The organism is Roseovarius amoyensis, from assembly GCF_003260265.1.
In the GTDB taxonomy this organism is placed as follows: domain Bacteria; phylum Pseudomonadota; class Alphaproteobacteria; order Rhodobacterales; family Rhodobacteraceae; genus Roseovarius; species Roseovarius amoyensis.
On the sequence record NZ_QITQ01000002.1, the window covers coordinates 72,816 to 87,565 of the forward strand.

15 protein-coding genes and 1 tRNA gene are annotated in these 14,750 nt (G+C 63.2%); 8 read left to right on the forward strand and 8 right to left on the reverse strand.

Going from position 1 to position 14,750, the window contains the following annotated elements; all coding sequences use genetic code 11:
* Positions 1-62 precede the first annotated feature (62 nt).
* Positions 63-725, forward strand: coding sequence for a YiaD family glycine zipper/OmpA-like lipoprotein (locus tag DL899_RS20050; RefSeq protein WP_111732566.1), 663 nt, complete (start codon positions 63-65; stop codon positions 723-725).
* A 93-nt stretch (positions 726-818) separates the two neighbouring features.
* On the opposite strand, the gene DL899_RS02235 is transcribed toward DL899_RS20050, so the two are convergent.
* Positions 819-2,204 carry an aminotransferase family protein gene (locus DL899_RS02235; protein ID WP_111732147.1) on the reverse strand — a complete coding sequence of 462 codons (1,386 nt, stop codon included), beginning with the start codon at positions 2,202-2,204 and terminating at the stop codon, positions 819-821.
* A 402-nt stretch (positions 2,205-2,606) separates the two neighbouring features.
* Here DL899_RS02235 and DL899_RS02240 point away from each other — a divergent pair, with 402 nt between their 5' ends.
* The 3 genes from DL899_RS02240 to DL899_RS02250 all read left to right on the forward strand — a co-directional run bounded on the left by DL899_RS02240 (position 2,607) and on the right by DL899_RS02250 (position 5,764).
* Positions 2,607-3,605: a taurine ABC transporter substrate-binding protein gene (locus DL899_RS02240; protein ID WP_111732148.1), complete on the forward strand. Its 999-nt coding sequence runs from the start codon at positions 2,607-2,609 to the stop codon at positions 3,603-3,605.
* Between the two features lie 87 nt (positions 3,606-3,692).
* On the forward strand, positions 3,693-4,502 hold the full coding sequence (locus tag DL899_RS02245) for a taurine ABC transporter ATP-binding protein (protein WP_111732149.1): 810 nt from the start codon (positions 3,693-3,695) through the stop codon (positions 4,500-4,502).
* On the forward strand, positions 4,499-5,764 hold the full coding sequence (locus tag DL899_RS02250; RefSeq protein WP_111732150.1) for an ABC transporter permease: 1,266 nt from the start codon (positions 4,499-4,501) through the stop codon (positions 5,762-5,764). The genes DL899_RS02245 and DL899_RS02250 overlap by 4 nt, the downstream gene beginning before the upstream one ends.
* A 19-nt stretch (positions 5,765-5,783) precedes the next feature.
* On the opposite strand, the gene DL899_RS02255 is transcribed toward DL899_RS02250, so the two are convergent.
* On the reverse strand, positions 5,784-6,227 hold the full coding sequence (locus tag DL899_RS02255; RefSeq protein ID WP_111732151.1) for an Lrp/AsnC family transcriptional regulator: 444 nt from the start codon (positions 6,225-6,227) through the stop codon (positions 5,784-5,786).
* Between the two features lie 82 nt (positions 6,228-6,309).
* On the opposite strand from DL899_RS02255, the gene DL899_RS02260 reads away from it, so the two are divergent.
* Both DL899_RS02260 and DL899_RS02265 read left to right on the forward strand, forming a co-directional pair.
* Entirely contained in the window at positions 6,310-6,915 is a 606-nt protein-coding gene (locus DL899_RS02260; RefSeq protein ID WP_111732152.1) for a LysE family translocator, read from the forward strand.
* Between the two features lie 84 nt (positions 6,916-6,999).
* Entirely contained in the window at positions 7,000-7,962 is a 963-nt protein-coding gene (locus DL899_RS02265) for an acetyl-CoA carboxylase carboxyltransferase subunit alpha (RefSeq protein WP_111732153.1), read from the forward strand.
* A 39-nt stretch (positions 7,963-8,001) separates the two neighbouring features.
* On the opposite strand, the gene DL899_RS02270 is transcribed toward DL899_RS02265, so the two are convergent.
* Both DL899_RS02270 and DL899_RS02275 read right to left on the reverse strand, forming a co-directional pair.
* The gene (locus tag DL899_RS02270) at positions 8,002-8,652 is read right to left on the reverse strand and encodes a GntR family transcriptional regulator (RefSeq protein WP_111732154.1); all 651 of its coding nucleotides are present in this window, start codon (positions 8,650-8,652) and stop codon (positions 8,002-8,004) included.
* A 31-nt stretch (positions 8,653-8,683) separates the two neighbouring features.
* Positions 8,684-9,376, reverse strand: a complete 693-nt coding sequence (locus tag DL899_RS02275; RefSeq protein WP_111732155.1) for a M48 family metallopeptidase — start codon at positions 9,374-9,376, stop codon at positions 8,684-8,686.
* Between the two features lie 117 nt (positions 9,377-9,493).
* On the opposite strand from DL899_RS02275, the gene DL899_RS02280 reads away from it, so the two are divergent.
* The gene (locus tag DL899_RS02280; RefSeq protein ID WP_111732567.1) at positions 9,494-9,820 is read left to right on the forward strand and encodes a TIGR02300 family protein; all 327 of its coding nucleotides are present in this window, start codon (positions 9,494-9,496) and stop codon (positions 9,818-9,820) included.
* Between the two features lie 83 nt (positions 9,821-9,903).
* Positions 9,904-9,979 (forward strand) — tRNA-Ala (locus DL899_RS02285).
* A gap of 319 nt (positions 9,980-10,298) precedes the next feature.
* Here DL899_RS02285 and DL899_RS02290 read toward each other — a convergent pair.
* Genes DL899_RS02290 through thrS form a run of 4 tightly spaced genes read right to left on the reverse strand, consistent with a single transcriptional unit; the run spans position 10,299 to position 14,689 of the window.
* Positions 10,299-10,952 (reverse strand): DUF1826 domain-containing protein, encoded by a 654-nt coding sequence (locus tag DL899_RS02290; RefSeq protein ID WP_111732156.1) that lies wholly within the window; start codon positions 10,950-10,952, stop codon positions 10,299-10,301.
* 40 nt (positions 10,953-10,992) lie between these two features.
* Positions 10,993-11,463: a phosphoribosyl-AMP cyclohydrolase gene (locus DL899_RS02295; protein ID WP_111732157.1), complete on the reverse strand. Its 471-nt coding sequence runs from the start codon at positions 11,461-11,463 to the stop codon at positions 10,993-10,995.
* Positions 11,464-11,501: 38 nt separating this feature from the next.
* Positions 11,502-12,701 carry a GTP-binding protein gene (locus DL899_RS02300; RefSeq protein WP_111732158.1) on the reverse strand — a complete coding sequence of 400 codons (1,200 nt, stop codon included), beginning with the start codon at positions 12,699-12,701 and terminating at the stop codon, positions 11,502-11,504.
* 20 nt (positions 12,702-12,721) lie between these two features.
* Positions 12,722-14,689: a threonine--tRNA ligase gene (thrS, locus tag DL899_RS02305; protein ID WP_111732159.1), complete on the reverse strand. Its 1,968-nt coding sequence runs from the start codon at positions 14,687-14,689 to the stop codon at positions 12,722-12,724.
* Between the last annotated feature and the right edge of the window lie 61 nt (positions 14,690-14,750).

Here is a 14,750-nt window from a genome sequence, read left to right on the forward strand (position 1 = left end):
AAGATCGCGCCTATTATCGGGAAAAGCCGCGAAAGACCGGGCATAGCATGAGAGGCACCACGATGATCCGAGCACGCACCCCCATCCTGATTTTGGCAGGCATGTCGCTACTGGCGGCTGCGTCCTGTACCGACCCGGCCCAGCTGGGCGGCACCGACCCCAACCAGAACACCAAGCAGGGGGCGCTGCTGGGGGGTATCCTGGGTGCGGGGCTGGGCGCGCTGGTGTCCGATGACAAGGGCAAGGGCGCCGTTGTGGGCGGCATCGCCGGGGCCGCGAGCGGCGCCGTGGCCGGCAGCTTCCTCGACCGGCAGGAGGCGGACCTGCGCCGCGACCTGGAGAACCAGCAGATCGCCATCACCAACACCGGTGACCGGCTGATCGTGACCATGCCGCAGGATATTCTGTTCGCCGTCGACAGTTCTGCCGTCAACAGCACGCTGCGCGCCGACCTGCTGACGGTGGCGCAGAGCCTGCAGAAATATCCCGACTCGCGGGTGCAGGTCTTGGGCCACACCGACAACACCGGCAGCGCCGCCTATAACCAGGGCCTGTCCGAACGCCGCGCCAACGCGGTTGCCGATGTGCTGATGAATGGCGGCGTCGCCTTCAGCCGGATCGAAACTATCGGCCGTGGCGAGGATCAGCCGGTTGCCTCGAACCTCACCGAAGAGGGGCGCGCGCAAAACCGCCGGGTCGAGATCGTGATCCTGCCGATCGTCTGAGGCGGGGCGGTTCAGATCAGGCGACAAAGAACAAGGCCGGCACGCAGCAAGCGCGCCGGCCTTTTCGTTGGCTGAAATGCCAATCGCTAACGGTTAACCAAAGACCTTGGCCAGCGCCTTGTCGGTGGCGTCGACGATCTGGTCGATGTCGTCGCGGTTGGCAATCAGGGCGGGCGAATAGCACAGCACGTTGTTGAACCCCGGAACCGAGCGGTTGCTGGCGCCGATTATCACGCCCTCGGCGGCGCAGGCGGCGACAACGGCGCCGACCTCCTTCTCCGACACAGGGTCCTTGCTGGCGCGGTCGGTGACCAGCTCTGCCCCCAGGAACAGCCCCTTGCCGCGCACATCGCCGATGACGGCGTGCCGGTCCTGCAGCCCGCGCAACTGGTCGAACATGTAGACGCCCATTTCGGTGGTGTTCTCAAGCAGGCCTTCTTCCTCGATGATGTTCATGTTTTCCAGCGCCGCTGCCGGCCCGGCGGTGCAGCCGCCGAAGGTCGAGATGTCGCGGAAGTGGTCCAGCGGGTCCTCGGGCTGATCCTTGAACATCTCGAACACACGTTCCGAGGTGACGCAGCAGGCGATGGCGGCATAGCCCGACGCGACGCCCTTGGCCATGGTCACGAAGTCGGGCTCGATCCCGTAATGCTGGTAGCCGAACCATTCGGTGCCGGTACGCCCGACGCCGCACACCACCTCGTCGATATGCAGTAGGATGTCGTACTTGCGGCAGATTTCCTGCACGCGGGGCCAGTAACCCGGGGGCGGGGTGATGACGCCGCCGCCGGCGGTGACCGGTTCAAGGCAGAGCGCGCCCACCGTGTCGGGCCCTTCGGCAAGGATCACCTCTTCAATGGCGTTGGCGGCGCGGATGCCGTATTCCTCGCCCGACAGGTCCCACTGGGCGCGGTATTCCATGCAGTGTGGCACACGCACGAAACCGGGGGCAAAGGGGCCGTACTGGACGTTGCGTTCATCCTGGCCGCCGGCCGACATCGCGCCGATGGACGAGCCGTGATAGTCGCGCTCGCGGTAGAGGATCTTGTACTTGCGCCCGCCATGGAACTTGTGCGCGATCTGGCGCACCATCTTGAAGGCCTTTTCATTCGCTTCGGTGCCGGAGTTGGTCTGATAGACACGCGCCATTCCCGGCATTTTTGAGATCAGCTTTTCCGCGAACTGCGCGCCGGGGATGGAACCCGCGGTGCCGGCGAAATAGTTGAGCTTGACCAGCTGGTCGCGCACGGCGTTGGCAATGCGTTCGCGCCCGTAGCCGACATTGACCGTCCATACCCCGCCCGAGACGGCATCGAGGAACTCCTTGCCGTTCTGATCCCATACGCGCATGCCTTTGCCCTCGACGATGATGCGCGGGGCGCCGGTTTCGAAGGGCTTGTGCTGAATAAGATGGTGCCAGACATGGGCGCGGTCTGCGTTGACCACCTTTTCGATGTCGTTGGGAATGTTGCCGTCCATCGCGATGCTCCATCAGTTTCGCCCCGGCCGGGCGCGGTCGGGCTGCAGGCAGGCGCCTGCGGTTTGGTTCTTTGTCATCTCAGCCCCGAATGCGCGGTTTCGGTTAGGTCCAATTGATGGTTTTGTTTAGGTCCAAACCAGGTATCTCAGAAAGCCGAGTATGCGCCGCCCACCCGAAAGATCGCAGAAGTAGAAGGCTTTATTGATGAAATCCGTTTTCACGATAGCTGAAAACCAACTCCGAGCGGCGACAAAACCGTTGATTGGAATCCGATTATCGTTTCGGATGGAAGACCTGATGCCGACAAACCGCGCGCGGCGAACATGTCCGAAAGGTCGCATCGGACGCCGCGCCAGGGCCAATCAACAAATGCGACCGCACCCAACGGGAGAAACGACCAGATGAAATTCACATCCAGATTGCTTTCTATCGCCGCCTCGGCCGCGGTGCTGGCCAGTGCGACGGCCGCCACTGCCGAAGAGATCACCGTTGGCTATTTCCTCGAATGGCCGATGCCGTTCCAGTACGCCAAGGCGACCGGCATGTATGACGAGGAAATGGGTGTCACCGTCAACTGGCGCGCTTTCGACACCGGCACCGCGATGAGCGCGGCGATGGCGTCGGGCGACGTGCAACTTGTCGTCAGCCAGGGCGTGCCGCCCTTCGTCGTGGCCACCAGCGCGGGGCAGGATCTGCAGATCCTCGACGTGGCGGTCAGCTATTCGGACAACGACAACTGCGTCGTGCGCGCCGATCTTGAGATCGACAAGGACAGCGCCAAAGAGCTGGAGGGCAAGAAGGCCGCCGTGCCGCTGGGCACCGCCGCGCATTATGGCTTTCTCAGGCAGATGAGCCATTTCGGCGTCGATGTCTCGTCGATGGACGTGGTCAACATGGCCCCGCCCGAGGGGGCGGCGGCCATCGCGCAGGGCGCGATCGACCTGTTCTGCGGCTGGGGCGGCAGCCTGCGCCGGGCGCTGGAACATGGCAACGTGCTGTTGACCGGGGCCGAAAAGGAGGAGGTCGGCATCCTTGTCTTTGACGTCACCAGCGGGCCGGCCGCCTATGTGGCCGAAAACGCCGAGGTGGTGTCCAGCTTTCTGGCGGTGACCGCCAAGGCCAACGCCATGTGGGCCGATCCGGCCAACCGCGACATGATGCTGCCGGTGATCGCCAAGGACAGCGGCATGGACGTGGACGCGACTGCAGCCACGATCGACACCTTCGTCTTTCCGCCCGTCGATGAGCAGCTGACTGAAAAATGGCTGGGCGGCGGCGCGCAGGAGTTCATGAAAGGCGTGGCCGACGTGTTCGTCGAGGCCGGCAGCATCGACGCCGCGCTCGACACGTATGAAAGCAGCGTCAACACCGGCCCGCTGGAACAGGCGTCCAGCATGTAATTCCGTCGGGGGTTTTGCCGCGGGTCCGGACCGGGCCCGCGGTTTCGGACTCTCATGCAATACGACAGGACGGAAAAAGGGGCAGGGATGGAAAACCTTTCCATAGCCGATGTCTCGATGCGGTTCGATCTGCCGAATGGCGGCCATGTGCAGGCCCTGCAGAACATATCGCTTGAGATCGAAAGCGGCGAATTGATGAGCGTGCTGGGCCCCTCGGGGTGCGGCAAGACGACATTGCTGAACATTCTCGCCGGCTTCCTGGCGCCGACCGATGGCGAGGTGGTGCTGAAAGGGCACCGCGTTACCGGCCCCGATGCCGAACGCGGCATGGTGTTCCAGCAGGGCGCGCTGTTCGAATGGATGAGCGTGCGTGACAATGTCAGTTTTGGCCCCCGCATGGCGGGGCGCAAAAAGTCGGACTGGGCCGGCACGGTCGATCACCTGCTTGAGGTCGTCGGACTGCAGGATTTCAAGGACAAGTCGGTCTATGAGCTGTCGGGCGGCATGCAGCAGCGCGTGGCGCTGGCGCGCTGCCTGGCCAATGATCCCGATGTGATCCTGATGGATGAACCGCTGGGCGCGCTGGATGCGCTGACCCGCGAAAAGATGCAGGGGCTGGTGCTCAAGCTCTGGAAGGAGACCGGCAAGACCATCATCCTGATCACCCACTCGGTCGAAGAGGCGTTGCTATTGGGCGAACGCCTGCTGGTGATGGCGCCGCGGCCGGGGCGCATTCACCGCGAATACCGGTTGCCCTTTGCCGACATGGGCGTGGGCAAGGACCTGCGCGAGGTCAAGAAACATCCCGAATTCGCCGAAAAGCGAGAGGAAATCCTGTCGATGATCTGGGACATGGAAGAAGAGATCATGGGCCGGTCTGAGGAGGAGCCGGCATGATCATCCTCATCATATATGTGGCGATCTTCGTCGTGGCCTTCGTCGCCGTCCGCATGGGGCTGCGCCGGCTGATGGAGCGGCATGATTTCACCTCGCTCAAGACCGTGACCTTTGGCGACGAAAGCGCGGTCAGGCCCGACCGCTGGGCGAGTGTGATCTCGGTGCTGACCATCTTTCTGCTGTGGGGGGCGTTCACCGGGTCGCAATGGGTGCCCTTTCATGCGCCCGGCCCGTTCGTGGGCGATACCAGCTTTACCTACACGATGGAGGCGCCCGATGGCGCCCGCGACGATGCCGAGGTTCTGGTGCGGGTCTTTCGGGTTGGTGAAGAGGTCGAGCCGCCCGAGGTCGCCCCCGGCGACGGGTTCGCCCGCAACGACGCGCTGGAGGTCGGTGCGTGGCGGTCCAAGCTGTTGCTGATGGACAAGAACGACGGGATCACCCGCAAGGACGGCGCAAGAATTGTGGCAATCGACGGCCAGCCGGCGGGCCCCGGCGACCGCATCGAGGTGGCCAACGGAACCGTTGCGATAACCGCCAAGGGGTCGCTCAACTTTTCACCCGATGGCGGCCTGCAGATGGAGCCGATCTGGCTGCCCCCGCCGGAGGCGGTGGTCGCCCGCGTGGGCGAGATCGCCAGCCAAGGCTATCAGAACTTCACTCTCTGGCAGCATCTCTACTGGTCGCTCTTCAGGGTGGTCGTGGGCTTTTTCTTTGGCGCGCTGGTGGGTATCCCGCTGGGCTTTGCCATGGGGCTGAGCGACTGGTTCCGCGGCTGGTTCGACCCGATCGTAGAGTTCATGCGCCCGGTGCCGCCGCTGGCGCTGATCCCGCTGGTGATCATCTGGGCCGGGATCGGCGAGGTCGGCAAGATCATCCTGCTGTTCCTTGCGGCGTTGTGGATCATGACCATCGCGGCGCGCGCCGGGGTATCGGGGGTGGCCATTTCCAAGGTGCACGCGGCCTATTCGCTGGGGGCCAGCAAGTGGCAATTGTTGCGCTATGTGATCATGCCCAATTCCCTGCCCGAGATATTCACCGGGGCGCGGGTGGCGATGGGCGTGTGCTGGGGCACGGTGGTCGCGGCCGAACTTGTCGCCGCCGAAAAGGGTGCGGGGATGATGATCATGGTCGCGTCACGCTTTCAGCTGACCGACATCGTGCTGATGGGCATCATCCTGATCGGTGTCATCGGCTATGGCATCGACATCCTGATGCGCCGGGCCGAAAAATGGCTGGTGCCGTGGAAGGGCCGTATCTGAGAATGGCAGGCGCGGTCCCTCAGGCGCGTGCGTCCTTGGATGAGCCGATCACGACATAGGTGGTGATCGCGTTCACCTGCGGCAGGGTGCCGATGACATCGGTATGAAACGCCTTGTAGGCGGCCATGTCGGCCACTTCGATGCGCAGCAGGTATTCGACCGAGCCGGTGATGTTGTGGCATTCGAGCACCTCTGGCGCGCGGTCCATCGCGCGCTCGAACGCCTCTTGGCTGGCCTTGGTGAATTCTCTCAGGCCGACCGTGGCATAGGCCACGAATCCCACGCCCATGCGGGTGTGGTCCAGCACCGCGCGATAGCCGCGGATGATGCCGCTTCGTTCCAGTTCCTGAACCCGGCGCAGGCAGGCCGAGGGTGACAGGCCGACCCGGTCGGCCAGTTCAAGATTGCTGATCCGGCCATTCCGGGAAAAGTGGTGCAATATTTGCTGGTTGATTCTGTCCATGAGCGTTAGTTATTGCATAATGTGTTTCAAACAAGCAATGAAAAGCAATCACATGCTGTAAATTTCAGGATAATGTTGCGCCATGAACATTGATGTCTTCGCCCCTCTGCTTGCCTTTGCCCTGGTCACGGTTCTGACGCCGGGGCCCAACAACCTGATGCTGATGGCGTCGGGCGCCAATTTCGGCATCCGCCGCACCGTGCCGCACATGTTGGGTGTGGGGTTGGGGTTTCCGGCGATGGTGGTTTTGGTGGGGCTGGGGGTGATGCAGCTCTTTGACCTGTGGCCAGCCAGTTATGGCGTGCTCAAGGTGCTGAGCGTGGGATACCTTTTGTGGCTGGCCTGGCGGATCGCCAATGCCGCCCCGCCGCAGGATAACGCCACCGGGGCCGGTGTGCCGCTGACCTTTGTGCAGTCGGCCGCGTTCCAGTGGGTCAACCCCAAGGCGTGGAGCATGGCGTTGTCGGCGATCACGCTTTATGCGGCGGGGCGCGACCTGGGGGCGGTGCTGTCGGTGGCGGCGGTCTATGTCGGCGTGTCGGTTATCAGCACCACGACCTGGGTGGCCATGGGCCGGGGGGTCAGCCGCCTTTTGCACGACACGGCCCACCTGCGGCTCTTTAACCGGGTGATGGCGGCGCTGCTGGTGGCGACGCTGATCCCGGTCGTCTTGCCCGGCCTGATCTGAATGCCCGCCGCATCGGCGGCGTTTTGATTGCAAATCGCCGCCGGGATGGCCATATATCGCGGCGGCACTGGCAGGAGCGCACGCATGACCAATTACCTCGACTTCGAGAAACCGCTGGCGGAGATCGAAGGCAAGGCCGAAGAGTTGCGGGCACTGGCGCGCACCAGCGATAACATGGATATCGAGGCCGAGGCCGCCGCGCTGGACAAGAAGGCGGCGGCGCTGTTGCGGGATCTCTACAAGAACCTCACCCCGTGGCGGAAATGCCAGGTGGCCCGCCACCCCGAGCGGCCGCATTGTTCGGATTACATCAAGGCGCTGTTCACCGAGTACACGGCGCTGGCCGGCGACCGTAATTTCGCCGACGACCAGGCGGTGATGGGCGGGCTGGCACGGTTCCGTGACCGCCCGGTGATGGTGATCGGCCACGAAAAGGGCAGCGACACCAAGAGCCGCATCGAACGCAATTTCGGCATGGCCCGCCCAGAAGGATACCGCAAGGCGATCCGGCTGATGCAGATGGCCGACCGTTTCGGCCTGCCGGTGATTACGCTGGTGGATACCCCCGGCGCCTATCCCGGCAAGGGGGCCGAGGAACGCGGGCAGAGCGAGGCAATCGCGCGCTCGACCGAGACCTGTCTCGGCATCGGGGTGCCGCTGGTCAGCGTCATCATCGGCGAGGGCGGCTCTGGCGGGGCGGTGGCCTTTGCCTCGGCCGACCGCGTGGCGATGCTGGAACATTCGGTCTATTCGGTGATCAGCCCCGAGGGCTGTGCGTCGATCCTGTGGAAGGATGCAGAAAAGATGCGCGAGGCGGCAGAGGCGCTGCGCCTGACCGCGCAGGACCTGATTCGCCTGGGCGTGGCGGACAAGGTCATCCCCGAGCCGCTGGGCGGCGCACACCGCGACCGCAGCACGACGATAGACTCCGTGGGCAAGGCCATCGAAGAGCTGCTTTCCCCGCTCGATGGCAAGGGCCGCGCAGCCCTGATCAAGGGCCGGCGTCAGAAATTCCTCAGGATGGGCGACAAGGGGCTGGCGGCCTGACGCCTTTGCCGCGTTCGGCCGGCAGCCGGCCCCGGGCCATCACGCAAGCAGCATCTTCAGCCCCTGGGTGACGTCCGAACGCACCGCCAGGCGCAGGCCCGGCTCGTCCCCTGCCTTGAGGGCGGCGATGATCAGACGGTGGTAATGCGACGGCTCCTGCCGGTGGACGCGGGTATATAGCATGCGCATCGTCGGCCCGAGTTGCAGCCAGACGGTTTCGGCCATCGCCAGCATCGCCGGCGCCTGCGCGCGCAGATAAAGCGTGCGGTGAAATTCTAGGTTGCGGCGGATATAGCCGACCGAATCCTTTTGGGTGATCGTCTCGGCGATAAGGCCGTTGATGGTCTGCAACCGGTCGATCAGCGCGATATGGGCGCGCGGCAGGGCGCGGCTGGCCAACTCGACCTCCAGCAGGGTGCGCAGGGCGGCGAGTTCCTCGATTCGTTCGTTGCTCAGCTCGGGCGTTGTTACCCGGCCCGAGCTGGAAACCGTCAGCGCCCCCTCGGCCGACAGCCGGCGCACCGCCTCTCGCGCGGGGGTCATCGAAACCTCGTATTCAGCCGCAAGTCCCCTGAGCGTCAGCGCGTGGCCGGGGGGCAGCTCGCCATGCATGATGCGGCTGCGCAAACCGCGATAGACACGGTCATGGGCTGAATTGGGTATCGGGTCGGGGCGAGGGGCGACAAGCATGGGCTATTTGTGATCACGAACGCCGCGCAGGTCAATCGCCAAAGCGATAGCGGTGCAGCCCCGCGCCATTCTCGCGCAGCCAGCGGCGCGGCGCGTCATAGCCGGGCATCAGCCGCCCGACCGTGGCCCAGAAGGCGGGCGAATGGTTCATCTCGGCCAGATGCGCGACCTCGTGCGCGGCGACATAGTCCAGCACATCCGCCGGCGCCATGATCAACCGCCAGGAATACATCAGCCCCCCCGTGGACGTGCATGACCCCCAGCGAGAGCGGGTGTCGCGCAACGTGATGCGGGTATAGTCGCGCCCCAGCGCGGCGGCGTAGCGGTCGGATGCCTCGGCCAGCCTGTCGCGCGCGCGGGTCCTGAGCCAGGCGCGCAGGCGGGCAGGGGCGGTGTCGGCCGGGCCGGAGACCAGCAGGAGGCCCTCCTCGGCCCGTACGCCGCGGCCGGTGGCCTGCTCTACCTGCATCGTGACGCCGCTGACGGGCAGTTTCGTGCCGATCGCCACCTGCACCGTATCGGGCTGACGGTTCAGTTGCCGGCGCAGCCAGTCGGCCTTTTGTCCTGCGAATTCCAGCGCCTTGCGTTCCGGCACGCCGGGGGGCAGCGTCAGCGTCACCCGCCCGTCCAGCGCCGAGACCCTGAGTGATATTCGCCGCGCCCTGGGCGACCGGCGCAGGACCAGTTCGACAGGGGGGTTGCCGGGAAGGATGTGATCGTCCATATGCGCCTTCTGAGGATTGGTGCGCGCGGGGTGCGCAAAGCCTTTGACACCTCGCCTTGGTTATGGCAGGTGGCGCGGATCATCTGCAAGGCCAGAGAGTTGCAAGAGGGATCATCCATGCCCAAGGAAGAATGGGGTGTAAAGCGCGTCTGCCCGACCACAGGCAAGCGTTTCTACGACCTCAACAAGAACCCGATCGTAAGCCCCTATACGGGCGAGATCGTGCAGTTCGAAAGCGGCAAGAGCCGAACGATCACTGCCGATGCCGAGGACGCGGAGACCAAGAAACTGCGTGCAACGGACACCGAGGTCGACGGCGAAGTGCTGGAGGATGACGACGTCGACGTCGATCTGGGCGACGACGTTCTGGAAGACGACGACGACACCGTTCCGCTCGACGATATCGCCGACATTGCGGACGACGACACCGACACCGACAGCTGACCGCGATGGGCGGGATTTTCCGCTTGATCCCGTCCCGCGGTTTGCCTAGATAGCGCCCGACGGCCCCTTGGGCCGCACGGCACGGGGCCTTAGCTCAGCTGGGAGAGCGCTTGCATGGCATGCAAGAGGTCAGGGGTTCGATCCCCCTAGGCTCCACCACCACCTTCTCGGTAATTCGATAGGTTTCAGAGTGGGTTACGCGGTGGCCCGTTACCTTTTGACGGTATTGTCACTTTTGTGCATGCAGTCTCGTGTCACCATCTTGTCACTCGATGAGGTAGGCATCTGGTTGTGAATGGTGTGGCGAACCGGACCAAGAATGCCTGCTTTCGGCCCACACCGGCCATTCGTCGGGCCAAGACTCGCCGCAGTGCAGGTTCACCAAACCAGCCGTTCGCTGCGATCACAATATCCAAGACTCGGCAGGCGACGGTAGCGTGAGGCAAACCTGACCTGTTCCGTCGCAGAGGTATCTCACTCAGTGCAAGAAATGCCTGTCTGTTTCCTCGTCGGGGTCCGTGACGGGATCGAGCACGAGAACCAGCCGTGTCTCACCGGTTCCTTCTATTGGTGGTGAACGATGCAATAGGCCGGATACCGGGGTTTCCGGCCAGCGGGTCCCACGCAGCACGATCGGCGATCCTGTCGGCACAGTGAAGATGTGGTCCGGCTCGCGCCCTTTGCCGGCAAAACCGTATTGGGTGCCCGTGCCACGATAGGTGCAGACCAGCCGCGCGGTTACCGCGTCGATGTGGAACTTGCGGCAGGCGTTGCTACAAACCACGTCGAGACGCAGGCGCAGGTAACTGACGCGCATGACATTGGCAAAAATCGCCGCCAGCGTCGAAACGTCACTGATCAACAAATCCCGCTCGAGGCCCTTGGGCGTGCCACAGGCGTTGGTGATGTCCATCAGCGCATCGCACACCCTGTCCTCGGGCAGGACCACCCGCGCCCTCGGGAGTTGATCAGGCGCGAGATTGTCGATCCAGCGCCTGAGTCGTGGCAAGGGCTGGCGCTCCCAGATTGCGCCGGCGCAATCCGCCCGGCGGATAGCCGAGAGGCCGTCAGGCGTAGCAACGCTATGGAGCCCGTTCTCGGCAACGTGTTTGGTGGCCTGAACGATTGTCATGACGATCCTTTCGAAAGCAGGCGGCGCACGGTTTGCCGCCCTATGGTTGGTAAGGCAGGGACGAATGATGCAGCACGATGCGCAACACATCATTCGCGTCCCTCTTGTAGCCAAAGCTCTTGTCGACCCTGGTGTCGTTCCCATCCTTATCGATAAGAATGATCCAGCCCATCCACATGGCGATATCGCCCTCGATGAACTCAGCCGAGGTCACGCTGTCCATGGCGCGCCATCCTCGGATCGCGAACCCGGTATCAAGGGGGTATTCGTCGGAATGCCCGCAAAAATAGGCCAGCGCGCCGGCCTTGGTCGGGCGAAAGGTCTGTTCGCCGCTGGCCATGGTGGGTTTGAACATCACCGGCCCCAGATCATAGCCGTAATTCGCATCCAGATGTGCCATCGCGGCGACGCGGGCCGCGTCAAGCCCGTCGTCTTCATATGCCTTGGAAATCGCGACTTTCTGTTCGCCCCAGATGGTGCGTGCTGCCAAGAGATCCTGAGATGTGATCATTGTCTTCCTTCCGGTTGCAAGTTGCATACAGGGTCAGTTCAGGCACCCCAGCGTGGGAACGGGTCGGGCAGCGAAATCCAAGCTTCCGGCTCAAATTCCGTGGTGTCGACCAAAGCATCGTTCAGCTTTGCGCAGATCGCTTCGCGGTCGAGCCCCGCACCGATAAAAACGATCTCCTGACGCCGGTCGCCCCAGGGCTCGGCCCAGTTGCGGGCGATCTCGGCCTGCGCCTCGGGATGCTTGGGCAGCCTTTCTTGCGGCACCGAGGCCCACCAGCGCCCCAGCGGCGTAACCGAGGACATCGCACCTGCGAGACTGAACTCGGCAGCCCAGTCCGGCCGGGTTGCGATCCAGAAATGCCCCTTGGCACGGATCGTGCCCGGCAGCGGGCCGTTCAACACGGCGTGCAGCTTGGCCGGGTCGAATGGCGCCCGGGCGTTGTAGACAAAGGAAGTGATGCCGTATTCCTCGTCCTCGGGGACGTGGTTGGCAAAACCGTACAGCTCCTTGGCCCACATCGGATGCTCGTGAGCGGTTTCGAAATCGAACAGGTCGGTATCGAGAATGGTACTGGGCTCCACCTCGGAATGATCGGTTTCGATGATCTTCGCGTCGGCGTTCAGGCTGCGGATGATCTTGCGTGCCGCATCGGTGCGCTCGGGCCCCGCATCCGAGACCTTGTTGAGGATCACCACATCGGCAAATTCGATCTGTTCGGTCAGAAGGCTCACGAGGCTGCGATCATCCTGTTCGCCCAGGGATTCGCCTCGGTCTGTCAGGAAATCGTGGCTGGCATAGTCCTGCAGCAGGTTCACCGCATCCACCACCGTCACCATGGTGTCTAGCCGCGCCACATCCGACAGACTCTGGCCTTGATCGTCGCGAAAATCAAAGGTCGCGGCCACGGGCAGTGGCTCGGAGATGCCTGTACTTTCAATCAGGAGGTAGTCAAACCGACCTTCCTCTGACAGGTGGCGCACCTCCTTCAAAAGGTCGTCGCGAAGCGTGCAGCATATGCAGCCGTTCGACATCTCGACCAGCTTTTCTTCCGAGCGCGACAACTCGGTCCCCTCGCGCACGAGGTCGGCATCGATATTCACCTCTGACATGTCGTTGACAATCACGGCGACGCGTCGCCCCTCGCGATTGTTGAGAACCCGGTTGAGAAGCGTGGTTTTTCCCGCCCCGAGAAACCCGGAAAGGACGGTTACGGGAAGACGGGTGTCGATGGTTGACATGGTTGGTTCCTTTAGCTTCTTCAAAATATTACGATTTGTTCAGGCGCGCCCGGCTGACAGTCAGCGCGGATGCCACCTCGGGGAGGTTGCGCATCCTGCATCAGGATGGCCGTCGCCTCAGCAAGGGGAAGCGTCTGCGTTGCATCCGTTCCATGACGTCGGATCGTTACGGTCTGGTTTTCCGTCTCGCGTGCGCCAAGGGCGATCTGGACCGGAATTTTCTTCAGGGCATGTTCACGGACCTTGTAGCCGATCTTTTCGTTGCGCAGATCGGTCTCGACGCGCAGCCCGGCGGCCTTCAATGCGGTCGCGACCTCATTTGCCCACTCGTCTGCGGCGCCTGTTACCGTGGCCACCACGGCCTGCACCGGTGCCAGCCAGAGCGGCAGGTGCCCGGCATAATGTTCGATCAGGATGCCGGTAAACCGTTCCAGCGATCCAAAGAGCGCCCGGTGCAACATGACCGGAGGCAGTTTCTCACCAGAGGGTGCCACATAGGTCGTCCCGAACCGTTCCGGCAGATTGAAATCCACCTGTAGGGTGCCGCACTGCCAATCCCGCCCGATGGCGTCCCGCAGCACATATTCCAGCTTGGGTCCGTAGAACGCGCCTTCGCCTTCGAAGATGGTATAGGGATGGCCCGCCTGATCCAGCGCGGTACGCAGCGCGTCTTCGGACCGATCCCAGCTTTCGTCGCTGCCGATCCGGTTTTCGGGGCGAGTCGACAGCTTGATCCGCACGTCCTCGAACCCGAAATCGCGATAGATCGACAACACCAGATCGTTGACCTTGAGGCATTCTTCGGTCAGCTGCTCAGGCGTACAATAGATATGCGCGTCATCCTGCGTGAAGCTGCGCACGCGCAGCAGACCGTGCAAGGCGCCGGAGGGTTCATAGCGGTGGACCTTGCCGAACTCGGCTATCTTGAGCGGCAGGTCACGGTAGCTTTTGACGCCCTGCCCATAGATCAGCATGTGTCCGGGGCAGTTCATCGGTTTTAGCGCATAGTCGCGGTCATCCTCGGTTGTCGCCAGAAACATGTTCTGGCGATAGTTCTGCCAATGGCCAGAGGTCTCCCACAGGGCGCGGTCCATGATGTCGGGCGAATTCACCTCGACGTAACCTGCCGCCTCCTGCCGCGCACGCATGTAGCCGATCAGCGTCTGGAAAAGCCGCCAGCCTTTGGGATGCCAAAAGACAGAGCCGGGCGCGACCTCTTCGAAATGGAACAGGTTCATCTCGCGCCCCAGCCTGCGGTGATCGCGCTTCTCGGCCTCGGCCATCATGGTCATATGTGCATCAAGCGCAGCCTTGTCGGCAAAGGCGATCCCGTAGATGCGGCTGAGCATCCGGTTGTTGCTGTCACCGCGCCAATAGGCCCCCGCCACGTGGGTCAGCTTGAAGGCGCTGCCCGCGTCGCCGGTGGTGCGCATATGCGGCCCACGACACAGGTCGAGCCAGCCGCCTTGACGGTAGATCGTCACTGGCTCGCCGTCCGGGATCGCATCCAGAAGGGCCAGTTTGTAGGGCTCTCCCGCCGCCTCGAAATACTGCCGCGCCTCTTCGCGGGACCATTCCTTGCAGGTGAAGGGCGTCTTGGCGGCGATGATCTCGCGCATCTTCTTTTCGATGATGGGCAGATCCTCGGGCGTGAACGGGGTGTCACGCTCGAAGTCGTAGTAAAAGCCATGCTCGATAGCAGGGCCGATGGCTGTTTTGGTGCCGGGCCAAAGCGCCTGCACCGCCTCAGCCAGTACATGGGCAAGGTCATGGCGGATCAGTTCCAGCGCGCGTGGGTCATCGTGCGACATCAGCTCCACCTCCGCCTCGTCGGGCAGTGGCGCGGAAAGATCGCTGACCTTGCCATCGATGATTGCCGCCACCGTCCGCTTGGCAAGGCTGGGGCTGATGGCGGACGCGAGATCGGCGGCGGTGCTGGCGGGATCAAGCGCGCGGGTCGCGCCATCGGGGAGGCGGATATGGATCATTCGAGGATCTTTCTTTCACAGATCGGGGGGCATCGGATCGTGTCCGCGTTTTCCCGTGGGT